The 22,351-nt window shown below is 70.2% G+C and carries 27 protein-coding genes; 7 read left to right on the top strand and 20 right to left on the bottom strand.

The genetic code is table 11. The features are described from left to right. The first annotated feature begins 124 nt into the window (after positions 1-124). Positions 125-1,345 carry a penicillin-binding protein activator gene (locus tag MWN33_RS02070; RefSeq protein WP_247198420.1) on the top strand — a complete coding sequence of 407 codons (1,221 nt, stop codon included), beginning with the start codon at positions 125-127 and terminating at the stop codon, positions 1,343-1,345. A 157-nt stretch (positions 1,346-1,502) separates the two neighbouring features. On the opposite strand, the gene hemW is transcribed toward MWN33_RS02070, so the two are convergent. The 3 genes from hemW to rph are packed head-to-tail and all read right to left on the bottom strand — an operon-like array spanning position 1,503 to position 4,061. Further along, positions 1,503-2,705 (bottom strand): radical SAM family heme chaperone HemW, encoded by a 1,203-nt coding sequence (gene hemW, locus MWN33_RS02065; RefSeq protein WP_247198419.1) that lies wholly within the window; start codon positions 2,703-2,705, stop codon positions 1,503-1,505. Further along, complete coding sequence (rdgB, locus tag MWN33_RS02060; RefSeq protein ID WP_247198418.1) at positions 2,698-3,351, bottom strand: RdgB/HAM1 family non-canonical purine NTP pyrophosphatase; 654 nt, start codon at positions 3,349-3,351, stop codon at positions 2,698-2,700. Before rdgB ends, hemW begins: the two co-directional genes overlap by 8 nt. Continuing rightward, positions 3,348-4,061 (bottom strand): ribonuclease PH, encoded by a 714-nt coding sequence (gene rph / locus MWN33_RS02055; RefSeq protein WP_247198417.1) that lies wholly within the window; start codon positions 4,059-4,061, stop codon positions 3,348-3,350. Before rph ends, rdgB begins: the two co-directional genes overlap by 4 nt. Before the next feature lie 142 nt (positions 4,062-4,203). Here rph and hrcA point away from each other — a divergent pair, with 142 nt between their 5' ends. Together hrcA and grpE are read left to right on the top strand one after the other, a co-directional pair. Beyond that, positions 4,204-5,304 (top strand): heat-inducible transcriptional repressor HrcA, encoded by a 1,101-nt coding sequence (gene hrcA, locus MWN33_RS02050; RefSeq protein ID WP_247198416.1) that lies wholly within the window; start codon positions 4,204-4,206, stop codon positions 5,302-5,304. A 93-nt stretch (positions 5,305-5,397) separates the two neighbouring features. Next, positions 5,398-6,018 (top strand): nucleotide exchange factor GrpE, encoded by a 621-nt coding sequence (gene grpE, locus MWN33_RS02045; protein ID WP_247198414.1) that lies wholly within the window; start codon positions 5,398-5,400, stop codon positions 6,016-6,018. A gap of 53 nt (positions 6,019-6,071) precedes the next feature. Here the strand turns inward: grpE and MWN33_RS02040 are convergent, their stop codons facing one another. From MWN33_RS02040 to hisB, 9 genes are all read right to left on the bottom strand, one after another. Then, positions 6,072-7,016, bottom strand: a complete 945-nt coding sequence (locus tag MWN33_RS02040; protein WP_247198412.1) for a hypothetical protein — start codon at positions 7,014-7,016, stop codon at positions 6,072-6,074. 52 nt (positions 7,017-7,068) lie between these two features. Next, complete coding sequence (locus MWN33_RS02035; RefSeq protein ID WP_247198411.1) at positions 7,069-7,710, bottom strand: alpha-ketoglutarate-dependent dioxygenase AlkB family protein; 642 nt, start codon at positions 7,708-7,710, stop codon at positions 7,069-7,071. A gap of 13 nt (positions 7,711-7,723) precedes the next feature. Beyond that, positions 7,724-8,683, bottom strand: a complete 960-nt coding sequence (gene coaA / locus MWN33_RS02030; protein ID WP_247198409.1) for a type I pantothenate kinase — start codon at positions 8,681-8,683, stop codon at positions 7,724-7,726. Between the two features lie 120 nt (positions 8,684-8,803). Further along, positions 8,804-9,151: a phosphoribosyl-ATP diphosphatase gene (locus MWN33_RS02025; protein WP_247198407.1), complete on the bottom strand. Its 348-nt coding sequence runs from the start codon at positions 9,149-9,151 to the stop codon at positions 8,804-8,806. Then, on the bottom strand, positions 9,151-9,978 hold the full coding sequence (gene hisF, locus MWN33_RS02020; RefSeq protein WP_247198406.1) for an imidazole glycerol phosphate synthase subunit HisF: 828 nt from the start codon (positions 9,976-9,978) through the stop codon (positions 9,151-9,153). The genes MWN33_RS02025 and hisF overlap by 1 nt, the downstream gene beginning before the upstream one ends. Further along, positions 9,975-10,709 (bottom strand): 1-(5-phosphoribosyl)-5-[(5-phosphoribosylamino)methylideneamino]imidazole-4-carboxamide isomerase, encoded by a 735-nt coding sequence (gene hisA / locus MWN33_RS02015; RefSeq protein WP_247198404.1) that lies wholly within the window; start codon positions 10,707-10,709, stop codon positions 9,975-9,977. Before hisA ends, hisF begins: the two co-directional genes overlap by 4 nt. Beyond that, complete coding sequence (gene hisH / locus MWN33_RS02010) at positions 10,706-11,365, bottom strand: imidazole glycerol phosphate synthase subunit HisH (protein ID WP_425531964.1); 660 nt, start codon at positions 11,363-11,365, stop codon at positions 10,706-10,708. Before hisH ends, hisA begins: the two co-directional genes overlap by 4 nt. Continuing rightward, the gene (locus tag MWN33_RS02005; protein WP_247198394.1) at positions 11,365-11,859 is read right to left on the bottom strand and encodes a DUF2628 domain-containing protein; all 495 of its coding nucleotides are present in this window, start codon (positions 11,857-11,859) and stop codon (positions 11,365-11,367) included. Before MWN33_RS02005 ends, hisH begins: the two co-directional genes overlap by 1 nt. A gap of 30 nt (positions 11,860-11,889) precedes the next feature. Next, positions 11,890-12,483 carry an imidazoleglycerol-phosphate dehydratase HisB gene (gene hisB / locus MWN33_RS02000; protein ID WP_247198392.1) on the bottom strand — a complete coding sequence of 198 codons (594 nt, stop codon included), beginning with the start codon at positions 12,481-12,483 and terminating at the stop codon, positions 11,890-11,892. A 130-nt stretch (positions 12,484-12,613) separates the two neighbouring features. Between hisB and MWN33_RS01995 the strand changes: the two genes are divergently transcribed. The 3 genes from MWN33_RS01995 to hslU all read left to right on the top strand — a co-directional run bounded on the left by MWN33_RS01995 (position 12,614) and on the right by hslU (position 15,466). Continuing rightward, positions 12,614-13,366 (top strand): sulfotransferase domain-containing protein, encoded by a 753-nt coding sequence (locus MWN33_RS01995; RefSeq protein WP_247198391.1) that lies wholly within the window; start codon positions 12,614-12,616, stop codon positions 13,364-13,366. Between the two features lie 107 nt (positions 13,367-13,473). Further along, positions 13,474-14,019 carry an ATP-dependent protease subunit HslV gene (hslV, locus tag MWN33_RS01990; RefSeq protein WP_247198389.1) on the top strand — a complete coding sequence of 182 codons (546 nt, stop codon included), beginning with the start codon at positions 13,474-13,476 and terminating at the stop codon, positions 14,017-14,019. 136 nt (positions 14,020-14,155) lie between these two features. Next, positions 14,156-15,466: an ATP-dependent protease ATPase subunit HslU gene (gene hslU, locus MWN33_RS01985; protein WP_247198388.1), complete on the top strand. Its 1,311-nt coding sequence runs from the start codon at positions 14,156-14,158 to the stop codon at positions 15,464-15,466. 216 nt (positions 15,467-15,682) lie between these two features. Here hslU and MWN33_RS01980 read toward each other — a convergent pair whose 3' ends face one another. The 4 genes from MWN33_RS01980 to MWN33_RS01965 are packed head-to-tail and all read right to left on the bottom strand — an operon-like array spanning position 15,683 to position 18,644. After that, positions 15,683-16,048, bottom strand: a complete 366-nt coding sequence (locus MWN33_RS01980; RefSeq protein ID WP_247198387.1) for a helix-turn-helix domain-containing protein — start codon at positions 16,046-16,048, stop codon at positions 15,683-15,685. Next, entirely contained in the window at positions 16,045-16,638 is a 594-nt protein-coding gene (locus MWN33_RS01975; protein WP_247198386.1) for a Smr/MutS family protein, read from the bottom strand. Before MWN33_RS01975 ends, MWN33_RS01980 begins: the two co-directional genes overlap by 4 nt. Then, positions 16,635-17,894 carry a murein transglycosylase A gene (gene mltA, locus MWN33_RS01970; protein WP_247198385.1) on the bottom strand — a complete coding sequence of 420 codons (1,260 nt, stop codon included), beginning with the start codon at positions 17,892-17,894 and terminating at the stop codon, positions 16,635-16,637. The genes MWN33_RS01975 and mltA overlap by 4 nt, the downstream gene beginning before the upstream one ends. Positions 17,895-17,906: 12 nt before the next feature. Beyond that, positions 17,907-18,644, bottom strand: a complete 738-nt coding sequence (locus MWN33_RS01965) for a Tim44/TimA family putative adaptor protein (RefSeq protein WP_247198384.1) — start codon at positions 18,642-18,644, stop codon at positions 17,907-17,909. A 391-nt stretch (positions 18,645-19,035) separates the two neighbouring features. On the opposite strand from MWN33_RS01965, the gene secB reads away from it, so the two are divergent. Then, on the top strand, positions 19,036-19,500 hold the full coding sequence (gene secB, locus MWN33_RS01960; RefSeq protein WP_247198383.1) for a protein-export chaperone SecB: 465 nt from the start codon (positions 19,036-19,038) through the stop codon (positions 19,498-19,500). Between the two features lie 56 nt (positions 19,501-19,556). Here secB and dnaQ read toward each other — a convergent pair whose 3' ends face one another. From dnaQ to MWN33_RS01940, 4 genes are read right to left on the bottom strand one after another with little or no spacing between them, the layout of a single operon-like run. After that, a complete protein-coding gene (dnaQ, locus tag MWN33_RS01955) occupies positions 19,557-20,255 on the bottom strand; it encodes a DNA polymerase III subunit epsilon (protein ID WP_247198382.1) in 699 nt (232 codons plus the stop codon). Then, the gene (gene coaE / locus MWN33_RS01950) at positions 20,248-20,874 is read right to left on the bottom strand and encodes a dephospho-CoA kinase (protein WP_343312268.1); all 627 of its coding nucleotides are present in this window, start codon (positions 20,872-20,874) and stop codon (positions 20,248-20,250) included. The genes dnaQ and coaE overlap by 8 nt, the downstream gene beginning before the upstream one ends. After that, positions 20,871-21,716: a shikimate dehydrogenase gene (locus tag MWN33_RS01945; RefSeq protein WP_247198381.1), complete on the bottom strand. Its 846-nt coding sequence runs from the start codon at positions 21,714-21,716 to the stop codon at positions 20,871-20,873. The genes coaE and MWN33_RS01945 overlap by 4 nt, the downstream gene beginning before the upstream one ends. Beyond that, a complete protein-coding gene (locus MWN33_RS01940; protein WP_247198380.1) occupies positions 21,713-22,345 on the bottom strand; it encodes a Maf family protein in 633 nt (210 codons plus the stop codon). The genes MWN33_RS01945 and MWN33_RS01940 overlap by 4 nt, the downstream gene beginning before the upstream one ends. Positions 22,346-22,351 lie beyond the last annotated feature (6 nt).

The raw sequence follows: 22,351 nt of genomic DNA, 5'->3' as shown, positions 1-22,351 counted from the left end.
GTGGATATGTCGGGCTTTCACCGCCCCGCACGGCGGCGCGAGGTGACAGCGCCGCCGCCCGCGTCCTAAAAAGGAACGATGCCGGCCGGGGTGGCCGGCGCAGATTCCGGGCCGAACCGCCGCGATGAGCGACAGGAACCCTTCCGCGCCGACCGACCTCGCCCGCCCGCCGCGCCATGCACTGCGCGCCACGCGGCGCGGCTTTCTCGCGCTGGCCGGCTCGGCGACGCTGGCGGCCTGCTCGGGCGGCAGCGATCTCGGGCCCCCACAGGCAGGCCTGCCGGCCCCTCAGATGCCGCCCGAGGGCGCGCCGGTCGCCGCCAACGGCACGCCCATCGCGCTGATCCTGCCGCTCGGCGCCAGCGGCAATGCCGCCGCCGTGGCGCAGGCGCTGCGCAATTCCGCCGAGATGGCGCTCACCGAATTCTCCGGCGCGCGCATACGCCTGATCGTCAAGGACGATGGCGGCACCGGGCCGGGCGCGCAGGCCGCCGCCGGCCAGGCGCTGGACGAGGGCGCGCGTGCCATCATCGGCCCGCTCTTCGCCCATTCCGTCGCCGCCGCCGGCCAGGTCGCGCGCCAGCGCAACGTGCCGCTCGTCGGCTTCTCCACCGACACCAATGTGGCGACGCAGGGCGTCTATCTGCTGAGCTTCCTGCCGCAGACCGATGTCGAGCGCGCCGTGCGCTACGCCGCCTCCACCGGCCATCGCTCCTTCGTCGGGCTGGTGCCGGACAATGCCTATGGCTCGGTGGTGGAAGCCGCCTTCCGCGAGACCGTGCCGCAGGCCGGCGGGCGCGTCGTCGGGCTGGAGCGCTATGCCGCCGGGCAATATGCCGAAGCCGCGCGGCGGGTCGCGGGCTCGCTGGTGCAGGCGGATGCGGTTTTCCTGCCGGACGCCGCCGATGCCGTGCCGCAGGTGCTGCAGGCGATGACCGCCGCCGGGGTGAACCTCAACGGCAAGCAGCTCATCGGCACCGGCCTGTGGGATTCGCCCACGCTGTTCGCCAATCCGGCGGTGAACGGGGGCATCTTCGCCGCGCCCGACCCGGCCGGCTTCCGTGCCTTCGCCGCCCGCTACCGCGCCCGCTTTGGCCGCGAGCCGGTGCGCACCGCGACGCTCTCGCACGACGCGGTGTCGCTGATGGCGGCGCTGGTGAATTCCTTCGGCGAGGCCGGCATCACCGACGCGGCGATCCAGAACCCGTCGGGCTTCTCGGGCGTCGACGGCATCTTCCGCTTCCGCGCCGACGGCACCAACCAGCGCGGCCTCGCGGTGATGCAGATTTCCGGCGGCACGACCAGCATCGTCAGCCCGGCTCCGCGCAGCTTCGCGCAGGGGTGAGGGGCGGGCGCGATCGCTCCGACCTTCAGAACGTCATCCCCGGCTCGACCCGGGGATCCATGACCTCACCCCCACCGGTGTCCGGCCGGAAGACGTGGATGGCCGGGTCAAGCCCGGCCATGACGGTGTGAGGGCGGTGCCGGCAGAGTCGGGGTGTCTACGCCGCCAGATCGGCGACGATGGCGTCGAGCACCGGCAGCCCGGCCTCGGTGGCGCGCAGGCGCTCGCCGGGCAGCGCCTCCACCATGCCTTCCGCCAGCAACGCCGCCAGCCGCGCGGCGTCGAAATCCCGCCCGGCGAGGCGGGCGAAGCGGGCGCGGTCGATGCCTTCGGAAAGGCGAAGCCCCATCAGGAGGTATTCGTCGGCCTGTTCGGCGCGCGTCAGCGCCTCGTCGGCGATGACGCCGTGGCCGGCCGCCTCGACGCGAGCCACCCATTCCTCCGGCCCGCGCTCGGTGGAGGTGGCGACGCGGCCTTCCGGCGTGTCGAGCCGCCCATGGGCGCCGGGGCCGATCCCGGCATATTCGCCATAGCGCCAGTAGAGCAGGTTGTGACGGCTCTCCGCTCCCGGCCTCGCATGGTTGGAAATCTCGTAGGCCGGGAGGCCGGCGGCGGCCGTCGTCTCCTGCGTCACGTCCCACAGCGCGCGGGCGACCTCGCCCTCCGGCACGATGAGGCGGCCGGCGCGGTGCAGGGCGGCGAAGGGCGTGCCCTCCTCGATGGTGAGCTGGTAGAGCGAGAGGTGCTCGCAGCCCTCGCCGATGGCACGGGAAAGCTCGCGCGCCCAGTCCTCCGGCTTCTGGTCCGGGCGGGCATAGATGAGGTCGAAGGACACGCGCTCGAAGGCCGCGCGGGCGACCGCCACCGCGCCCAGCGCCTCCTCCGCCGTGTGCATGCGCCCCAGCGCCTTCAGCGCCGCATCGTCCAGCGCCTGAACGCCGAGCGAGACCCGGTTGACGCCCGCCGCACGGTAGCCGCGGAAACGCCCGGCCTCGACGCTGGTCGGGTTGGCCTCCAGCGTCACCTCGGCGCGTGCGTCGAGCGGCCAGGCGGCGTCGATGGCGTCGAGAATAGCGCCAACCGTGCCGGGCTCCATCAGCGAGGGCGTGCCGCCGCCGAAGAACACGCTCTGCGTCCGCCGCTGGCCGATGCGTTCGCGGGTGTGCGCGATCTCCGCCCTGAACGCGGCGACGAAGCGGGCCTGATCCGGCGGGGAATGGCGGACATGCGAGTTGAAGTCGCAATAGGGGCACTTGGCCTTGCAGAACGGCCAATGGACATAGACGCCGAAGCCGGGATCGGCCGGCGGGGGCGCCGCGAGGGCGGTCCGCCCGGCCGTTCTATGGGCGCCGTCAGTCAAACGTCGCCCCGAGGCAGGCCTTCGCCAGCGCCATGAAGGCGCGGGCACGGTGCGACAGGCCGTCGCCGAGCGGCGGCAGGCCGTGCTTCTCGGCGCCGGTCATCTCGCCGAAGGTGCGCTCGTGCCCATCGGGCTGGAACATAGGGTCGTAGCCGAAGCCGGCCGGACCGCGCGGCGGCCAGACCAGCGTGCCGTTCACCACGCCCTCGAAATCCTCCGTATGGCCGTCCGGCCAGGCGAGGCACAGGGCGGAGATGAAGAAGCCGCGCCGCAGGTCCGGCAGCTCGGCGCCGGCGGCGCGCAGCTCCTCCTCCACGCGGGTCATCGCCGCCATGAAGTCCTTCTCCGGCCCCGCCCAGCGGGCGGTATAGAGGCCCGGCGCGCCGCCCAGCGCCTCGACGCAGAGGCCCGAATCGTCGGCGAAGGCCGGCAGGCCGGAGGCGGTCGCCGCCGCCAGCGCCTTGATGCGGGCGTTCTCGCCGAAGGTGAGCCCCGTCTCCTCAGGCTCCGGCAGGCCGAGATCGCCGGCCGAGACCGCCTCGACGCCATAAGGCGCGAGCAGGCCCCGCATCTCCTCCAGCTTGCCGGGATTGTGCGTGGCGATGACGATGCGGCCTTCCAGCCGCCGGGGCGCGGGCGTCGTCATGCTACGGCGAGCTTCTGCAGGTCGACCAGCTTGCCGATGCCCTTGCGGGCAAGGGAGAGCATGGCGTTGAACTCGTCCTCGCTGAAGGGCGTCTTCTCGGCGGTGCCCTGCACCTCGACGAAGCCGCCGGAGCCGGTCATCACGAAGTTCACGTCGGTATGGGCCTCGGAATCCTCGGCGTAGTCGAGGTCGAGGCGCGGCTCGCCGTCGATGATGCCGCAGGAGACGGCGGCGAGCTGATCGCGCAGCGGAACGGTCGGGATCATGCCGCGCGACTTCATCCAGCTCAGGCAGTCGTGCAGCGCGATCCACGCGCCGGTGACGGAGGCGGTGCGGGTGCCGCCATCGGCCTGGATCACGTCGCAATCGACGGTGATCTGGCGCTCGCCGAGCTTTTCGAGATCGACCACCGCGCGCAGCGAGCGGCCGATCAGGCGCTGGATTTCCTGCGTGCGGCCGGAAGGCTTGCCGGACGTCACCTCGCGCCGGGTGCGCTCATGGGTGGCGCGCGGCAGCATGCCGTATTCGGCCGTCACCCAGCCACGGCCCTGCCCCTTCAGCCACGGCGGCAGGCGCTCTTCCAGCGTGGCGGCGACCAGCACATGGGTCTCGCCGAACTTCACGAGGCAGGAGCCTTCCGCGTGGCGCAGCACGCCGCGCTCGAAGCTGACGGCACGCATCTCGTCGGGCTGGCGGCGGGAAGGGCGCATGGAAATCTCCGGAACGACAGGGTGCGCCCTTGTAAGGGGCGGGCGCCAAGGGCGCAATCGGCGGGGTCGCTTGAACATGGGGCGCGGTTGCCGAGATAATGGAGGCCGGTCCGACGCGGACCACAGGAGAGACAGGCTTCCGATGGCATTCGATTCCCTGCTCGCTTCCACCGCCCCCTCGCTCGCGCGGCTCGACGAGCGTTCGCGCGAGATTTTCCGGCAGATCGTCGAGACCTATCTGGCGACCGGCGAGCCGGCCGGCTCGCGCAATATCTCGCGCCTCATTCCGATGACGCTCTCGCCCGCTTCCGTGCGCAACGTGATGGCGGACCTCGAAGCCGCCGGGCTCATCTTCGCGCCGCACACCAGCGCCGGCCGCCTGCCGACCGAGCGGGGGCTGCGCTTCTTCGTCGATGCGCTACTGGAGATCGGCGACGTCTCGGAGGACGAGCGCAACTCGATCGAGACGCAGGTGCGCGCCGCCGCCCGCGCCCAGACGGTCGACGGCGTGCTGGCGGAAGCCTCCAACCTGCTCTCCGGCCTGTCGCGCGGCGCCGGCGTCGTCACCGCCGGCAAGACCGATGTGCGGCTCAAGCACATCGAATTCGTGCCGCTCGACGCCAGCCGCGCGCTGCTCATCCTCGTTTCAGACGATGGCGAGGTGGAGAACCGCCTCGTCCCGCTGCCGAAGGGGCTGCCGGCCTCGGCGCTGACCGAGGCGACGAACTTTCTCGGTTCGCTCACGAGAGGCCGCACCATCGCCGAGCTGCGCAGCGAGGTGGAGCGCACGCTCAGCGCACGCCGCGCCGAGCTCGACGAGATCACCGCCCGCGTGGTGGAGACCGGGCTGGCGAGCTGGTCGGGCGGCGACAAGGCCGAGCGGCGGCTCATCGTGCGCGGCCAGACGCGGCTGCTGCACGATTTGCGCGCCATAGAGGATCTGGAGCGGGTGCGCCTGCTGTTCGACGACCTCGAAGCCAAGCAGGAAGTGGTCGACCTTCTGGGACGCGCCGAGGACGCGCAGGGCCTGCGCATCTTCATCGGCTCCGAGAACAAGCTGTTCTCGCTGTCGGGCTCCTCCACCATCGTCGCGCCCTATCGCGACGGGCAGGGCCGTGTGGTGGGAGTGCTCGGGGTGATCGGCCCGACCCGGCTGAACTATGCCCGCATCGTGCCGATGGTCGACTTCACCGCGCGCGTGGTGAGCCGCGTGCTGGCCGGCCCGGGGATTGACGCGGCTTGATTTTTCCGCCGCGCGACCCGATATGGCGGGCGTCCGCGCGGTGTGCCCCACGGGGCGCCCAGCATGGCAAATCCATTCTTCGACGAGGTATTCATGAGCGACGAGAACCGCACTCCGGCTGACCAGCCCGAAACGGCCGATCAGACTGTCGACGCCGCCTCCGGCGCCGCGGCCGCGCCGGACGACCTCGCCGCCCAGTTCGCGGCCGAAAAGGAGCGGCTGGAGGCCGAGATCGCCAGCCTGAAGGACAAGTTCCTGCGTGCCTTCGCCGAGGCAGACAATGTGCGCCGCCGCGCCGAGCGCGAGGTGGCCGACGCCAAGGTCTACGGCATCACCGGCTTTGCCCGCGACATCCTCAACGTGGCCGACGATTTCGAGCGGGCGCTCGGCGCCGTCGACGAGGAGGCAAGCGCGAAGGCCGAGGGCGTGCTGAAGACGGTGCTGGACGGCATCGACATCACCGCCCGCGCGCTGACGCAGACGCTCTCCAAGCACGGCGTCGCGCGCATCGAGGCGGAGGGCTCGAAATTCGACCCGAACCTGCATCAGGCGATGTTCGAGGTGCCCAATGCCGAGCTCCCCTCGGGCACGGTCGTGCAGGTGATCCAGCCGGGCTACAAGATCGGCGAGCGCGTGCTGCGCCCGGCGCTGGTCGGGGTGTCGAAAGGCGGGCCGAAGGCGGCCCCCGCCGAGACGCCCGCCACTGAGGGCTGAGGCTCGCGACCAAAAGCCGGCGGAGGAGACCTCCGCCGGAAAGCTTCGATGGCTCAGCGCAGTTCGATGCCGTCGCGCAGGCCGCGCATCGGGCCGAACTCGGCCTCGAAGCTGTCCGCCGGCGCCACGCCGACCATGCGCAGATAGCCGGTGCGCCCGAAGCGCAGCCACTGCACCACCTTCACCGGCTTGTCCGAACGCGCGTCCACCGCGCTGCCGACCAGCTCGAAGCCCGGCTGGCCACCGATGCGCAGCGGGCCGCCGCGGTCGACGCGCAGCTCCTTGATGCCCGGCACCGAGGCGATGGCGCGCTTGGCGATGCTCTCGCGGTCGTCCTCGCGAATCTCGCCCTGCGCGGCGGCGACGATGAAGAAGGGGTCGTCGCCCAGCTCCGGCTTGCCGGAGTCCGAGCGGGTGAGCAGCACGGCGCTGGCGCCGAGCACCTTGAGCACACGGTAGCCCTCCAGCTCCTCAAGCTGGAAGGGCAGGCGGGCCAGCAGCTCCTGCGTGGTGGGCGGGGCGCGGAAGACGACGCTGCGCAGCGCGGCCTCGACGGTCGCGTCGGGATAGCGGCTGGAGGCCGCCTCGGGGAACTGCACCGTCACCATGCCGGTCTGCTCCTTGCCGCCGGCAATGAGAATCCACTTTTTCAGCGCTGCGGCGCCCACCGTCTGGTAGCCCTTGAGCACGATCGCCTTGACGCCGTCGGCGAGATCGATGTCGCGCCGCTCCTCCACCGTCACGCCCTGGCTCTGCAGCTCCTCCGGCGCATAGGTGGAAACGATCTCCTGATAGGCGGGCTTGGGCATTTCGCGCACGAGGATGGAGGCGCGGGTGGAACGGTCCTGGAAACCGGGAACGCCCGGAATCTCCTCCATTCCCGGCGGGGGCACGAGACCGATCGTGCCCTGGCCGGGGAACACGGCCTGCGCGGCGGCGGGAAGCGGCATCAGCGAGAGCGACAGGGCGGCAAAGGCAACGGGCAGCAAACGGCGCATTCGCAATCCTTCAGGTTTCACAAACCGCAACTTGGCCTTTTCTGCGGGGCCATCAAGGCGGAATTTCGCTGGCGCCGCCCGGACGCACCCGGCGTAACGTCAGATTGATCCGCCCCGGCTGGCGCAACAGCGTCGACGTATCGGGCAGGATGCGGTCGATGCCGTGGAAGGCGAGCCGCGCCGGGCCCGACAGCAGCAGCGCGTCGCCGGAGGCGAGACGGACCGAGCGCGTCGGGTCCTTGCGCGCCGTGCCGCCGATGCGGAACAGGGCCGTGTCGCCCAGCGACAGCGAAAGGACGGGCGCGGAAAACTCCTCCTCGTCGCGGTCCTGATGCAGCCCCATGCGCGCGCCGGGCCCGTACCAGTTGATGAGGCAGGCCTCGGGAGCGAGCGACGCGCCGGCGAGGGCGTCCCACGCCTTCAGCAGCACGTCCGGCATGGCGGGCCACGGCTCGCCGGTCTCGGGATGGGTCGGCTGGTAGCGATAGCCGTCGCTATCCGACACCCAGCCGAGCGGCCCGCAATTGGACATCCGCACCGAGAAGGGCTTGCCGGTGCGCGGCATGCGCGGGGCGAAGAGCGGCGCCCGCGCCAGCACTACGCGCAGCTCCTCCGCCAGCGCCTCCTGCCCCGCCCTGTCCAGCCAGCCGGGCCAGTAGAGGCAGCCGGGCACGATCTCGACGGGGGCGCTCATGCCGCTGACGCCGTCAGAGCTTGCGCAGCGAGACCGCTTCGATCTCGTGGTCGCCGCCCTTGCGCAATATGAGGTCGGCGCGCTGGCGGGTGGGCAGGATGTTCTCGGTGAGGTTGACGAGGTTGATCGAGCGCCAGATCGAGCGCGCCGTGGCGTCGGCCTCGGCGTCGGAGAGGCTGGAATAGCGGTGGAAATAGGCCTTCGGGTCGCGGAAGGCGGTCTCGCGCAGCCGCATGAAGCGCTGGACATACCAGCGCTCGAGGATCGCCTCGTCGGCGTCGATATAGATCTTGAAGTCGAAGAAGTCGGAGACGAAGGGAATGCCCTGGCCGTCCTTGGGCGGGCGGCTGGTCTGCAGCACGTTCAGCCCCTCGACGATGAGGATGTCGGGCTGGTCGACCTCGACCGAGGCGTTCGGCGTCACGTCATAGTTGAAATGGCTGTAGACCGGCGCGCGCACCGGCCGGCGCCCGGCCTTGATGTCGGTCAGGAAGTGCAGCAGCGCCGGCAGGTCGTAGCTCTCGGGAAAACCCTTGCGGCCCATCAGCCCTTCCTGCTCCAGCACGGCGTTGGGCAGCAGGAAGCCGTCCGTCGTCACCAGCGCCACCTTGGGCGTGTTCGGCCAGCGCCCGAGCAACGCCTGCAGCACGCGCGAGGTGGTGGACTTGCCCACCGCCACCGAGCCGGCGACGCCGATGATGTAGGGCATCTTGCCGTCCTGCTCGGGGCCGAGGAACTTCTCCATCGCCCGGAACAGCTTCTGCGTCGCGCCGACATAGATCGACAGCAGGCGCGAGAGGGGCAGGTAGATTTCCTCGATTTCCGGCAGCGACAGCCGGTCGTTCAGGCCCTGCAAGCGCTGGATTTCCTCCGGCTTGAGGGGCTGGGGCGTGTCGGCGCGCAGCGCGGCCCATTCGGCGCGGCTGAAATTGCGGAAGGGCGACAGCCCCACGCGGTCGAGCTTCAGTTCCATGGCAGCGTTTCCCGGCTCGCCTGGACATTATGGGCGCCCGGCGTTGGTCGACCGTATACCACTTTTCGGCCGTCGGTGATACCGCCCGGCCATGAGACCGGATGACGACCCGCTTCGTCCTCACCCCTTGGGACGGGACGCCTTTTCCTCGAGGCCGGAACGGCTCGTCCGGCGACCCAGTTCCGCATAGATGTCTTCCAGCGACACGCCGCGCGCCTGGAGCAGCACGACGAAATGGTAGAGAAGATCGGCGCCCTCCGATACGACGGCTTTGGTATCGGGCCCGACCGCCGCCAGCGCCGTCTCCACCGCCTCCTCGCCGAGCTTCTGCGCGCATTTGGCGACGCCCTTGGCGATCAGCGAACGGGTATAGGACGCCTCGCCCTCGCCGGCCGCGCGGCGGGCGACGATGGCGGCGAGCTCGTCGAGGTCGATGCGGCCCGCGTCCGGCTTCGCGTCCTTCGCCATCAGGGCCTCTCCTCGAAATCGCTGCCGCCGAGACGCACGGGAAGTCCGGCCTCGGCCATGGCCCGCTTGGCCTCGCCGATGGTGAAGGTGCCGAAATGGAAGATCGAGGCGGCCAGCACGGCGGTGGCGCCGCCCTCGCGAATGCCCTCGACGAGATGGTCGAGCGTGCCCACGCCGCCCGAGGCGATGACCGGCACGATCACCGCATCGGAGATGGCACGGGTGAGCGCGAGGTCGAAGCCTTCGCCGGTGCCGTCGCGGTCCATCGAAGTGAGGAGAATTTCGCCGGCGCCGAGCGCGACAACCTCCTTGGCGTATTCGATCGCGTCGATGCCGGTGCGGTTGCGCCCGCCATGGGTGAAGATCTCCCAGCGGTCGGGCTCGCCCTCGCCCGACACCTTCTTGGCGTCGATGGCGACGACGATGCATTGCTCGCCGAACTTCGAGGCCGCCTCGCGCACGAACTCCCGCCGGTTCACCGCCGCCGTGTTGATCGACACCTTGTCGGCGCCCGCGTTCAGCAGCGTGCGGATGTCCTCCACCGTGCGCACGCCCCCGCCAACGGTGAGCGGCATGAAGCACTGCTCGGCGGTGCGGCTCACCACGTCGATCAGCGTGGAGCGGGCCTCGACGCTGGCGGTGATGTCGAGGAAGCAAAGCTCATCGGCGCCCGCCGCGTCATAGGCCTTGGCCGCCTCCACGGGATCGCCGGCATCGCGCAGATCGACGAACTTCACGCCCTTGACGACCCGGCCGTCCTTGACGTCGAGGCAGGGGATGACGCGGACCTTGAGCCGGGAATCCCCGCGAGCGGATGCGTCCTTCATGCCGGCAGCCCCGCCACCAGCGCCAGCGCGGCGCGGGGATCGAGCCGCCCGTCATAGAGCGCCCGGCCGGTGATGGCGCCTTCCAGCTTCTGCGCGCGCGGCTCCAGCAGCGCCTTCACATCGTCGAGCGAGGCGAGCCCGCCCGAGGCGATGACCGGGATGGAGACGGCATCGGCCAGCGCGATGGTGGCGTCGAGATTGAGGCCCTTGAGCAGGCCGTCGCGGGCGATGTCGGTGTAGATGATGGCGGCGACGCCGGCATCCTCGAAGCGGCGGGCGAGTTCGGCGGCTTCCAGATCCGAGGTTTCCGCCCAGCCTTCCACCGCGACGCGGCCGTCGCGCGCGTCGATGCCCACCGCCACGCGGCCCGGAAAGCGGCGCGCCGCTTCCTTCACGAAGCCCGGGTCGCGCACCGCCGCCGTGCCGAGAATGACGCGGGTGATGCCCTTCTCCAGCCACGCCTCGACGCCGGCGAGGTCGCGTATGCCGCCGCCGAGCTGCACCGGCATGCCGACCGCTTCCAGAATGCGCTCCACCGCATGGGCGTTCACCGGCTTGCCGGCGAAGGCGCCGTCGAGATCGACGATGTGCAGGTAGCGGAAACCCTGGCTCTCGAACTGCGCGGCCTGCTGGGCGGGATCGTGGTTGAAGACGGTGGCGCGCGCCATGTCGCCCTGCACCAGGCGCACGCACTTGCCTTCCTTGAGGTCGATGGCGGGAAAAAGGATCACGGCGTCCACTTCAGGAAATTGGCGAGGAGCGCGAGGCCGAGGCGCTGGCTCTTCTCGGGATGGAACTGCGTGCCGGCAAGGTTGTCGCGCCCGACCACGGCGGTGATCTTGCCGCCATAGTCGCTGGTCGCGATGACTTCGTCCGGATGGGCGGCGTCGAGATGGTAGGAGTGGACGAAATAGGCGTCGAGCCCGCCGGGCCCCGTCGGTATGCCGTCGAGGATCGGGTGGGCGCGCGCCACGTCGAGCGCGTTCCAGCCCATATGGGGGATCTTCAGCGTGGGGTCGGAGGGCGCGATCTTCACCACGTCGCCGGCGATCCAGCCGAGGCCGGCGGTCTCGCCATGCTCCAGCCCGCGCGTCGCCATGAGCTGCAGGCCGACGCAGATGCCGAGAAAGGGCTGGCCGCGCGCGATCACCGCCTCGGTCAGCGCCTCCACCATGCCCGGCACGGCGTCGAGCCCGCGCCGACAGTCGGCATAAGCGCCGACGCCGGGCAGCACGATGCGGTCGGCACGGCGCACCACTTCGGGGTCGGCGGTCACGAGCACGGTCTTGCCGCTGCCGCTCTCGCGGGCGGCGCGCTCCAGCGCCTTGCCCGCCGAGTGCAGGTTGCCGGAGCCGTAGTCGATGAGGGCGACGGGGGCGGGCGGCATCATCTTCCGGCCTCCGGGAACAGGCCGAGCACGGCGGGCTCCGCTCGGCGCAGCGGATAGGACCCTGTCGCGCGGACGGTGGAGTGGGTCGATGCCGTACTGCGGGGGGCCGCGAGCCGGGCATCGAAATAACGCTGCTCGGCGGCGTCGAGACGCGGCGCGACCACGGTGCCGGCCTCCTCATAGCCGCGCGCGGCAAGCTTGGCGGAGCGCAGCCCGGCAAGCTGCACCGCCACCGCGAGATTGGCGACGAGCAGCAGCGCAAGCGCGCTGGAGCCGAGATCGAGCGCGAAGACGGCAGCGGCCACCCCCGCCTGAACGAGCGCGTAGACGATGAACGCCGCCCACAGCCGGTGGCGCAGCAGCACAAGCGGGGCGAGCAGAAGCGCGCTCCATGCCGTCCGCTCGGGCACGAAGACGAAGCCCTCGGCCCAGCGAAGCGTGGTAGCCGCCTCGTCCGCCCCCGGGGGCTCGAAGACCGTCCAGACCGCCATGTCGTTCCCGTCCGCTCTCAGCCGCTGGAATCAGCCACCAAGGCTGCCCTTGGTGGAGGGAATTTCGCCCGCCGCCGCCGGATCGATCGCCACCGCCGCGCGCAGCGCGCGGGCGAGCCCCTTGAAGCAGCTCTCCGCTATATGGTGCGCGTTGACGCCGTACAGCGTCTCGACATGCAGGGTCAGCCCTGCGTTGATCGCAAAGGCCTGGAAGAATTCGCGCACCAGCTCGGTGTCGAACGCGCCGATCTTGGGCGCGGCGAATTCGGTGCGGAAGACGAGGAACGGCCGGCCGGAAATGTCGAGCGCGACGCGGGTCAGCGTCTCGTCCATCGGCAAATGGAGGCTCGCATAGCGGGTGACGCCGCGCATGTCGCCCAGCGCCGTCTTCACCGCCTGGCCGAGCGCGATGCCGACATCCTCCACCGTGTGGTGGAAATCGATGTGCAGGTCGCCCTTCGCCTCGATCTCCATGTCGATCCGCGAATGGCGGGCAAGCAGGTCCAGCATGTGATCGAAGAAACCGACCCCGGTCGCAATCGTCGCCTTTCCCGTGCCGTCGAGATCGATGGCGAGGCGGATCTGCGTTTCCTTGGTGGCGCGGGTGATGCTGGCCGTGCGCATGGCGAGAGGCTCCCGGAAGAGCGCGCGTCTTAGCAGCTAACCTGTTGCGATGCCATATCGCTGTAGGAGGCTCGCCGAATCACTTAGAACAATCGTAAAATAGAGAAGCCGGCCGGGAGCTCGTGGTATTATGGGATTGCGTACGAAGTACGATCTCCTGGTGCGGAAACACCGCATCAATCTTCTCACGCACCATAAATGCGCGAGCACATGGCTTCTCGGCCTCGTCGACCGTGTCGCCCGACAGAACAGCCTCAAATACGTGTCGCTGCACCACGGCTCGGCGCTTCCCTCGCGCAGGCATCACATCTCGCTGCTGATCAACGCGATTTATCCCACCATCGCGCCGCATCTCGACGTGCCCTCGATCCACATCATCCGCAACCCGCTGAGCATCATCTCCTCAGCCTATTTCTCCCACCGCAAGACGCACCCGACCGATGGCTGGGAGGTGCTGGAGAAGCAGCGGACGCTTCTTCAGTCGGTCGACAAGACGACCGGCATGCTGCTGACCCTCGCTTTCCTCGAATCCGCCGAGTTCTATCCCGATACGCCTGGCCCCCTGCACGGGCTGCGGAGCTGGAACTTCGACGATCCGCGCATCACGACGGTGCGCATGGAGGACATGGTGAAGGACATACCCGGCTTCCTGAAGCTGCTGGGCGAGCGCCTGGGCGACGATCTGACCCTGCCGGCCGCCGACGAGTTCAGCTTCGAGGCGATCGCCGGGCATCGGGTCGGCGAGGTGAACGAATCGTCGCATTACCGCTCGGGCGATGCCGAGGGTTGGCGCGCCGAACTGCCGCCGGCCGTCGTGGAGTATGTGTGGGCGCAGTTCACCCCGCTGATGGAGCGCTACTACCCGGAATCGCGCCCCGCCTGAGGGCGCGCGCAGGTTCGGCGGGGCCGGCTCGGTTGCGCTGGGGCGGGGAGGGATTAAGTAACGCTCTCGAACGTTCCGAGCCTCATCGCCCCGACATCAGAGCCCGCATGAGCCATTCCCCCGATACGATCTACGGCACCACCATCGTCTCCGTCCGCTCCGGCGGGCGCGTCGCCATCGGCGGCGACGGGCAGGTGACGCTCGGCAACACGGTGATGAAGTCGAACGCGCGCAAGGTGCGCCGGCTCGGCAAGGGCGACGTGATCGGCGGCTTCGCCGGCGCGACCGCCGACGCCTTCACTTTGTTCGAGCGGCTGGAGGCGAAGCTGGAGCAGTATCCCGGCCAGCTCCAGCGCGCCGCTGTCGAGCTTGCCAAGGACTGGCGCACCGACCGCTATCTGCGCCGGCTGGAGGCGATGATGATCGTTGCCGACGCCAACGTCACGCTGGTGCTCACCGGCACCGGCGACGTGCTGGAGCCGGAGGCCGGCATTGCCGCCATCGGTTCGGGCGGCGGCTATGCGCTGGCGGCCGCCCGCGCGCTCGCCGACAGCGGGCAGGAGCCCGAGGCCATCGTGCGCAAAAGCCTCTCCATCGCCGCCGACATCTGCATCTACACCAACCAGAACGTCGTGGTGGAAACCATCGGCTAGGCTCCGCTCTCCGTCGTCCCGGACGGGCCGCAGGGCCGAGCCGGGACCGCGTGATGCTCTTTCCCTTCAGACGATCCCGGCTCTGCGCCCTTCGGGCTCCGGCCGGGATGACGGCTCAAACCAGAAGACCGTTCCGATGACCAGCTTCTCGCCCCGCGAAATTGTCTCCGAGCTCGACCGCTACATCGTCGGCCAGCACAAGGCCAAGCGGGCGGTCGCCATCGCGCTGCGCAACCGCTGGCGGCGCCAGCAGCTCGAAGGGCAGCTCCGCGACGAGGTGATGCCCAAGAACATCCTGATGATCGGCCCCACCGGTGTGGGCAAGACGGAAATCTCGCGCCGACTGGCGCGGCTCGCCGGTGCGCCCTTCCTCAAGGTCGAGGCCACCAAGTTCACCGAGGTCGGCTATGTCGGGCGCGATGTCGAGCAGATCATCCGCGATCTCGTCGAGGTCGGCATCGGGCTCGTCCGCGAGGTCCGGCGCAAGGGCGTCGAGGCGAAGGCGCATCTGGCCGCCGAGGAGCGCGTGCTCGACGCGCTGGTCGGCGCCACCGCCTCGCCCGGCACCCGCGAGAGCTTCCGCAAGAAGCTGCGCGACGGGCTGATGGACGAGAAGGAAATCGAGATCGAGGTTTCCGGCGGCGGCAATCAGGGCATGCCGATGTTCGAGGTGCCTGGCATGCCCGGCGCGCAGATGGGCGCCATTTCCATTGGCGACATGCTGGGCAAGGCCTTTGGCGGACGCTCCAAGCCGCGCCGGGTGACGGTGAAGGACGCCCACCCGCTGCTGCTCTCCGAGGAAGCCGACAAGCTGATCGACCAGGACGCCATCGTGCAGGAGGCGATCCGCTCCGTGGAGGAGAACGGCATCGTCTTTCTCGACGAGATCGACAAGATCGCCGGCTCCGAGCGGCGCGGCGGCGCCGACGTCTCGCGCGAGGGCGTGCAGCGCGACCTGCTGCCGCTGATCGAGGGCACCACGGTTTCCACCAAGCACGGGCCGGTGAAGACCGACCACATATTGTTCATCGCCTCGGGCGCCTTCCACGTCTCCAAGCCCTCCGACCTGCTGCCCGAGCTGCAGGGCCGGCTGCCGATCCGTGTCGAGCTAGAGGCGCTGACTCGCGAGGATTTCAGGCGCATCCTCACCGAGACCGAGGCAAGCCTCGTCAAGCAGTCAGTCGCGCTGATGGGCACGGAGGGCGTCACGCTCTCCTTCACCGACGACGCCATCGAGGCGCTCGCCGACATTGCCGTGCAGGTGAATGCCAGCGTCGAGAACATCGGCGCGCGGCGGTTGCAGACGGTGATCGAGCGGGTGCTGGACGAACTTTCCTTCACCGCGCCGGACCGTTCCGGCGACATGGTGGTTGTCGACGGCGCCTATGTGCGCGAGCGCGTCGCGGACCTCGCCGGCAACACGGATCTCAGCCGCTACATTCTCTGAATCGGCTCCGTAACGATTCTGAGCCGGCTGACGGTTTCACGTGAAACGCGGGAAGACCGGACGGCCGCCATCCTGGCCGGCATGCCGTCATCCCCGGGCTCGACCCGGGGATCCACGTCTTCATTCTCACCGGCACCCGCGAAAGACATGGATGGCCGGGCCAAGCCCGGCCATGACGGTCTGTGATCGGCAGTACCGATCCTTCAGCGCCCTGCCTCAGCCCGGCCGGCGGAGGATCTTGAGCCGGCCGAGCAGCTCGGCCACCGCCTCGGGCGGCAGGGTTCCGATCTCGCGGGCCAGCAAATTGGCGAGCTCGGTCGCTTCCGGCGAGAGGCCCGACGTGTCGACCACGACGCGCGGGTCGGAGATTTCCGCCAGCAGGCGCAGCGCCTCCGCCTCGTCCCAGATCACGTTGAAATAGGCCATGATGCGCTGGAGCAGCATGAAGGTGGGCTGGCCGCGCTTGCCGTGCTCCAGCGCCGAGAGATAGGCGGCGGAGACGCCGATCTGCTCGGCCATCTGCGACAGCGTCACACCGCGCTCGGCGCGCATCTCGCGCATGCGGCGGCCGAAGGGGGTCATGGCCGCCCCTCGCGCACGCGGCGCACCCGCACATAGAGCGCGCCCTCCCCGCCATGGCCGCGCCCGGCGGTCTCGAAGCCGACCACGACGGCCCGCAGTTCCGGCGCCGCCAGCCATTGCGGCACCAGCCGCCGCAGCACGCCGCGCCCGCCTTCGCCCGCCAGCACCTGCATGCCCTCGCCGCCTTTGCCGGTGATGACGAGCACCAGCGAGTGCCCCGCCCCCTGCGCCCCGCGCAGGAAAGCGATAAGCCGGCCATGCGCCGCGGCCTGCGTCAGCCCGTGCAGGTCGAGCCGCGCATCCACCTCGGCGCCGCGCGAGAGCCGGCGACGCAGCTTCGGCTCCAGCGGCGCCAGCGCCGGCGGGCCGGGACGCGGCTTCGGCGCGGGAGGCGCGGCGAGCGGGCGAGCGGGCTTGGGCTTCTCCGCCTCGGGCGGGGCGGGTTCGGGCGGCGGCTCCGCCGCTTCGGCGAGGCGCGGCAGCGGCTGCAGCGGCCGGATCGAGCGCGTGACATGATCCCACAGCGCCTTTTCCTCCGCATGAAGCGGGCGGCGGCGGCGCGGGCGTCCGGTGCCGTCTCCCGCCGTCATGGAGTCGCCACGGCAGCGGGCAGCGGCGGCCGCGCGGGGGGCGGCGGCACGTGCCGGCGCGAGGGATCGAGCGCGCGCGGCAGCAGGACGAAGAAGTCGCCGGGATTCTGGATGCGCCCGGCAATGGCGCCCGCTTCGGCCCCCGCGCCGAAGAAGATGTCGGCGCGCGCCGGGCCGATGATGGCCGAGCCGGTGTCCTGCGCGATCATCAGCCGCTCGAACGGCTCGACCGCCCCGCCGGGGCCGGTCGGCAGCGCGGCATCGATGAAGAAGGGCGTGCCATAGACATGGATCGCCTTGTCGACGGCGATGGTGCGGCCCGCCGTCACCGGCAGGCCCTGCGCGCCCACCGCGCCGTCGTCGCCCTTCAGCTCATGGGCGACGCGAAAGAACACATAGGAGCGGTTCTGCCGCATCAGCTCGCGCCCCTCGTCGGGATGGGCCCCGATATAGGCGCGGATGGCGTCCATCGACATCTTCTCGCGCGGCACCAGCCCGCGTTCGATCAGCAGGCGCCCCACCGGCGTGTAGGGCTGGCCGTTATGGCCGTCATAGTTGAGGCGCAGCACCTCGCCGTCCGGCAGGCGAACCCGAACCGAGCCCTGTATGTGGGCGAAGAAGGCATCGGCGGGATCGCGGATCCAGGCCACCTCCAGCCCCTTGCCGGCCAACGCGCCGTCCTCAATGGCGGCACGGTCGAAATAGGGCACCAGCGTGCCGTCGACCTTGCGGAAGGCCTGCCCCTTATTGGCGGGCGGCCCGTCCTTTGGCGGCGCCTCGACGATCAGATCGGATGGGCGAGCATAGAGCGGGGTGGCGAACTCCGCCGAGGGCGTGCGGGCGCCCTCCACCTCCGGCTCGTAATAGCCGGTGAGGAAACCGGTCGGCTGATCGAGCGCGGCGATGCGGAAAGGCCGGAACTCCTTCTCGAAGAAGGCGCGGGCCTGCCGTTCGGAGGGCTTCGCCGGTAGATGCCCGGCGCGGGAGCAGACGCCGCGCAGCGCCGTGAAGACCGGGCGGGGCGGGGCGACGAGATCGGGCCGGGCGAGGATGCGCGTGCAGCTTTTGCGGAAGACCGCCAATGCCTTGGCATGGTCGTCGCCCGCCCAGCCCGGCAGGGCGTCGAAGCTCACGGGCTCGAGCGACGCCTGTGGGAAAAGCGCCGCCGCGGCGGAAGCCCCGGAGGCCGCCGCGGCAAGGCCGGGCGTTCCGGTCAGCAGACCGGCACAGGCGAGGATGACGAGGGGAGCGCGCACCCCGTCATCTTCTCACGAAGCCGCTTCGGTGGCGACCAGCTTCCAGTTCGGGTCGCGGGCGCCGAGTTCGCGGGAGAAGGTCCACACATCGGTGACGTCGGCTACCTGCTCGGCATCGCCGTCGATCACCCGGCCGGCGCGGTCGCGCGTCACCGAGATGAGCTGCGAGTGGAAGCGCACGGTGATCTGGGCAGAGCGGCCCTTGGCGCCGGCCTCGACGATCTCCGCCTTCTCGATGCCGACGAACTGCGTCGTCATCGTCTCGCCGCGCTGCTCACGCTCGCCGATGGCGGCCGCGAAGCCGTCGAACACGTCCCGGGCCAGCAGGTCGCGCAGGCTGGCGCGATCGCCATTGGCGAAGGCGACGACGATCATCTCATAGGCGGCGCGGGCGCCGGTGAGGAAGTGCCTGGCGTCGAAGCCGCGCTCCTGCGCCGCGATGGCGTCGAGCCCGTTGGCGACCGCCGAGCCCACCTCGGCGACGCCGGCCCAGCGCGCGGGCGCGGGCTCGTCGCTCTCGGCAGCGGGTTCCACCGGCTCGACCGGCTCGGGAAGCGCCGGCTTTTCGGCGGTGCCGGGGAAATTCACCACCTTGTCGGAGGCGCCGGCCGGCGCCTTGGCGGCGTCACGGCGCGAATAGGGATCGTAGGGCGGCCGCTCCCGCCCCGTCCTTTGTCCCAGCACGCTGCGCAGCCGTATGAAGATGAACACGGCGAGGGCCAGGAAGATGATCGTATAGATATCGAACACGTCGCACTTCGCCGTTCTGTACCGCCGCCGGAACCGTCATCCGGTGCTTCGTTGACTGACATGTGGTGCGCGCGCCGCCCGTTCCAAGACGGCCCGGCCCCGCACCCCGCATGACCTATTTACGACGTCCGGCCGATTTCGCCACCCCGTTCCATGACGCAGGGTCATCACGTCCGGCGGCGTTCGGCCGATCACCGTAGGTGAACAGTAGAGCAAGCGACGGCGCAGCGCCAACCCGGCGGCGCGCCGGGCGCTCCGCTTGTGAGCGGCGATCAACCGTGTTAGCGACACCCGCCCGAATGCCAAAGACCGTCTGAGGCGGCTGACCGACCCAGCGGCACCCCATGCCGGCGCCCGACGGGCCCGGCCGGCGGACCCCACGGAGATTTCAATGGCCGAGACCGAGAACGCCACGCTGCCGACGCTGCAGGTGCTGACGCAGTACACCAAGGACCTGTCCTTCGAGAATCCGGGCGCACCGGAATCGCTGGTGGTCAAGGGCCAGCCGCAGATCGGCATCCAGATCAACGTCAATGCCCGCCCGGTGCGCGAGGGCAGCGAGTACGAGGTCGAGCTGAAGATCGAGGCCAAGGCCGAGCTCGGCAACAAGACCCTGTTCGCCCTCGAACTGGCCTATGCCGGCATCTTCCGCGCCCAGAACGTGGCGCAGGAGACCATCCACCCCTTCATCCTGATCGAATGCCCGCGCATGCTGTTCCCCTTCGCGCGGCAGATCGTCTCCGACACCGTGCGCAACGGTGGCTTCCCGCCGCTGCTGATCGACCCGGTGGACTTCGTGAGCCTCTACCGCCAGCGCATGGCGCAGACCGCGCCGAGCGGCGTGCTCGCGTCCTGAGCGGCGCGCCGCCAAGGCGCTTTCGACACCGAAGCATTCCGACGCGGCCGGCAGCCTCAGCTTCCGGCCGCGTAATCTTTCCAGATGGCGTTTTCACCCAGCGTGGCGATGAAGGCCGCGTGCGCGGCGGCCTCCTCCGCGCTGACGCGCGGGGCCAGCGGGCGCGGACGCCTAAGCGGCACCGCGACGCCGCCGGCGGCAATCGCCCCGGCGGTTTCCGCGACGGTCAGGCTCAGCGCCGTCTGCTTGCCGCCGCACAGCTCGGCATAGACCTCCGCCAGCAGCTCCGAATCCAGCAGCGCGCCGTGCTTGGTGCGGCGCGAGCTGTCGATGCCGTAGCGCGCCATCAGGTCGTCGAGACGATTCGACGCACCCGGATGACGCCGGCGGGCGAGCGAGAGCGTATCGATCACACGGTCGAAGGTCAGCGCCGGACGCGCAACCCGGGCGAGCTCGGCATTGATGAAGCCGATATCGAAGGCCGCGTTGTGGATCACCAGCGGATCGCCGCCGATAAAGGCGAGGAAATCCTCCACCACATGGGCGAAGAGCGGCTTGTCGGCGAGGAATTCCGCGGACAGGCCGTGCACGTTGAACGCCTCGACCGGCATGTCGCGCTCGGGGTTCAGGTACACGTGGTAGACCTGACCCGTCGGGATGCGGTTGAGGATCTCGACGCATCCGATCTCGACCAGCCGGTCGCCGGTCAGCGGGTTGAGGCCCGTGGTCTCGGTATCGAGAACGATCTCACGCATCCGGCTTCCCCCTGTCTTCGATCCTGTCGCGCAACCCGGCAAGCAGAGCCGCCACTTCGGCACGGGCATGGTCGAGCCCGTGGCCGGTGTCGATCACATAGTCGGCGCGCCGGCGCTTTTCCGAATCGGGCACCTGCCGGGAGAGAATCGCCGCGAATTTCTCCTCCGTCATGCCCGGTCGGGCCAGAACGCGCGCGCGCTGCACAGCTTCCGGCGCGGTGACGACGAGCACCGCGTCGACGCGGCCTTGCGGGCCGTTCTCGAACAGCAGCGGTATGTCGAGCACGGCGATGTCCTCGCCCGCCTCCGCCGCGCGGGCAAGGAAATCCTGCTCGCGGGCGCGCACCAGCGGGTGCACGATGGCCTCCAGCCGCTTCATCGCGGCGTCATCGCCGAGCACGCGTGCGGAAAGGCGCGCGCGGTCGATCCGCCCGCCATCCGCCACACCGGGAAAAGCAGCTTCCACCGACGCAACGCCCTCCGCGCCATAGAGTGCGTGCACGGCCGCGTCCGCATCGTGCACCGGCACGCCGAATTCGCGGAAGATCGCGGCGGTGGTCGACTTGCCCATGCCGATGGAGCCGGTGAGGCCGAGCCGGAAGGGGCGGGGAGGCGTCACGTCAGCTGCCCCTTGGCGGCGAGATCGGCGAGCGCCAGCGCCCGCAGCTCCGGCGTCACCTGCGGGCGCACGCCGAACCAGCGCTCGAAGCCCGGCACCGCCTGATGCAGCAGCATGCCGAGCCCGTCCACGGTGGCGAGGCCGCGCGCCTTCGCCGCCTTCAGCAGCGGCGTCTCCAGCGGCACATAGACGATGTCGGTCACCAGCGCGTCCGGGGAGAGGGCGGCAAGGTCGATGTCGAGCGGCGGCTGGCCCTTCATGCCGAGCGATGTGGTGTTGACGAGCAGCCGGCAGCCATTGAGCCGACCGGCGAGGTCGCGCCAGTCCACCGGCAGCACGGCAGGCCCGAACTGGTGGCGCAGCGCCTCGGCGCGCGCGCGGGTGCGGTTCGCCACCACCACACGGTCGATGCCGCGGCTGATCAGCCCGTAGACGATGGCACGCGCGGCGCCACCGGCGCCGAGCACCACTGCCTCGCCCAGCGCCCGCGCCCAGTCCGGCTCGGCCGCATCGAGATTGGCGAGGAAGCCGTAAACGTCGGTATTGGCGCCGTGCAGCCGGCCGTCTTCCAGCCAGAGCGTGTTGACCGCCCCCAGCGCCTGCGCCACGGGATCGCGAGAGGCGGCGGCACGGAAGGCGGCTTCCTTGTGCGGCACGGTGACATTGGCACCGACGAGGCCGGCGGCGGGGAAATCGGCCAGAAAGTCCTCGATGGCGTCGGGCGCCACGTCGCGCAGTCCGTATTCGCCGTCGATGCCGTGCTGCTTCAGCCAGTAGCCATGGATCAGCGGCGAGCGCGAATGGGCGACGGGATGGCCGATCACGGCGGCATGGCGTGTCACAGCAGAACTCCCTGGCGGCGCAGAAAGGCGAGAAGCGGCAGCAGCGGCAGGCCGAGGATTACCGAATGGTCGCCCTCGACACGCTCGAACAGATGGATGCCCAGCCCTTCGAGCTGGTAGCCGCCGACACTCGACAGCACGGCCTCGCCAGCCTCCGCCAGATAGGCGTCGAGTGCCGGCGCAGCGAGCGGGCGCATCGCGAGCGCCGCACTCTCCACCGTCTCGAACAGCACGGCACCGTCGCGCGCCACGCACAACGCGGAATGCAGGTGGTGTGTCCGTCCGGCGAGCCGGGTGAGCTGCGCGCGGGCCGCTCCGAGGTCGGCCGGCTTGTGGAAGGCCTCGTCCCCAAGCGCCAACGTCTGGTCGGCGCCGATTACCAGCCGACCGGGATGAAGGGCGCTGCCCGTCCGCGCCTTGGCGCGTGCAAGGATAGCGGCGACCTCGCGCGGATCGGCGCCGGCGGCAACGGCTTGCGCCTCCAGCGCGCGCTCGCCGACATCGACGCCTGTCGCCTCGAAGGCCAGGCGGGCGGCTTCCAGCAGGGCGCGCCGGGCGGCGCTCTTCGAGGCCAGCACGAGCGGGGCATTGCCGCGCCAGAGCGGGTTTTCGCGAGCGTTGTCAGCCACGAGCTT

This window comes from Ancylobacter koreensis (genome assembly GCF_023016525.1).
Classification (GTDB): domain Bacteria; phylum Pseudomonadota; class Alphaproteobacteria; order Rhizobiales; family Xanthobacteraceae; genus Ancylobacter; species Ancylobacter koreensis.
Note: the sequence above shows the minus strand (reverse complement) of the source record. Positions and strands in the feature narration are given on the sequence as shown.

Bases quoted from the DNA above. Each gene is read 5' to 3' on its own strand.
- dnaQ (WP_247198382.1), bottom strand. From the start codon at position 20,255: ATGCGTGAGATCGTTCTCGATACCGAGACCACGGGCCTCAACCCGCTG.
- secB (WP_247198383.1), top strand. From the start codon at position 19,036: ATGGCCGAGACCGAGAACGCCACGCTGCCGACGCTGCAGGTGCTGACG.
- MWN33_RS02025 (WP_247198407.1), bottom strand. From the start codon at position 9,151: ATGGCGAAGGACGCGAAGCCGGACGCGGGCCGCATCGACCTCGACGAG.
- hrcA (WP_247198416.1), top strand. From the start codon at position 4,204: ATGGCATTCGATTCCCTGCTCGCTTCCACCGCCCCCTCGCTCGCGCGG.
- coaA (WP_247198409.1), bottom strand. From the start codon at position 8,683: ATGGAACTGAAGCTCGACCGCGTGGGGCTGTCGCCCTTCCGCAATTTC.
- hslV (WP_247198389.1), top strand. From the start codon at position 13,474: ATGAGCCATTCCCCCGATACGATCTACGGCACCACCATCGTCTCCGTC.
- MWN33_RS01980 (WP_247198387.1), bottom strand. From the start codon at position 16,048: ATGACCCCCTTCGGCCGCCGCATGCGCGAGATGCGCGCCGAGCGCGGT.
- hisH (WP_425531964.1), bottom strand. From the start codon at position 11,365: ATGCCGCCCGCCCCCGTCGCCCTCATCGACTACGGCTCCGGCAACCTG.
- MWN33_RS02005 (WP_247198394.1), bottom strand. From the start codon at position 11,859: ATGGCGGTCTGGACGGTCTTCGAGCCCCCGGGGGCGGACGAGGCGGCT.
- MWN33_RS02040 (WP_247198412.1), bottom strand. From the start codon at position 7,016: ATGCGCCGTTTGCTGCCCGTTGCCTTTGCCGCCCTGTCGCTCTCGCTG.
- MWN33_RS01995 (WP_247198391.1), top strand. From the start codon at position 12,614: ATGGGATTGCGTACGAAGTACGATCTCCTGGTGCGGAAACACCGCATC.
- hisF (WP_247198406.1), bottom strand. From the start codon at position 9,978: ATGAAGGACGCATCCGCTCGCGGGGATTCCCGGCTCAAGGTCCGCGTC.
- grpE (WP_247198414.1), top strand. From the start codon at position 5,398: ATGAGCGACGAGAACCGCACTCCGGCTGACCAGCCCGAAACGGCCGAT.
- rph (WP_247198417.1), bottom strand. From the start codon at position 4,061: ATGCGCCCTTCCCGCCGCCAGCCCGACGAGATGCGTGCCGTCAGCTTC.
- MWN33_RS02070 (WP_247198420.1), top strand. From the start codon at position 125: ATGAGCGACAGGAACCCTTCCGCGCCGACCGACCTCGCCCGCCCGCCG.
- MWN33_RS02035 (WP_247198411.1), bottom strand. From the start codon at position 7,710: ATGAGCGCCCCCGTCGAGATCGTGCCCGGCTGCCTCTACTGGCCCGGC.
- MWN33_RS01975 (WP_247198386.1), bottom strand. From the start codon at position 16,638: ATGACGGCGGGAGACGGCACCGGACGCCCGCGCCGCCGCCGCCCGCTT.
- hslU (WP_247198388.1), top strand. From the start codon at position 14,156: ATGACCAGCTTCTCGCCCCGCGAAATTGTCTCCGAGCTCGACCGCTAC.
- rdgB (WP_247198418.1), bottom strand. From the start codon at position 3,351: ATGACGACGCCCGCGCCCCGGCGGCTGGAAGGCCGCATCGTCATCGCC.
- hisB (WP_247198392.1), bottom strand. From the start codon at position 12,483: ATGCGCACGGCCAGCATCACCCGCGCCACCAAGGAAACGCAGATCCGC.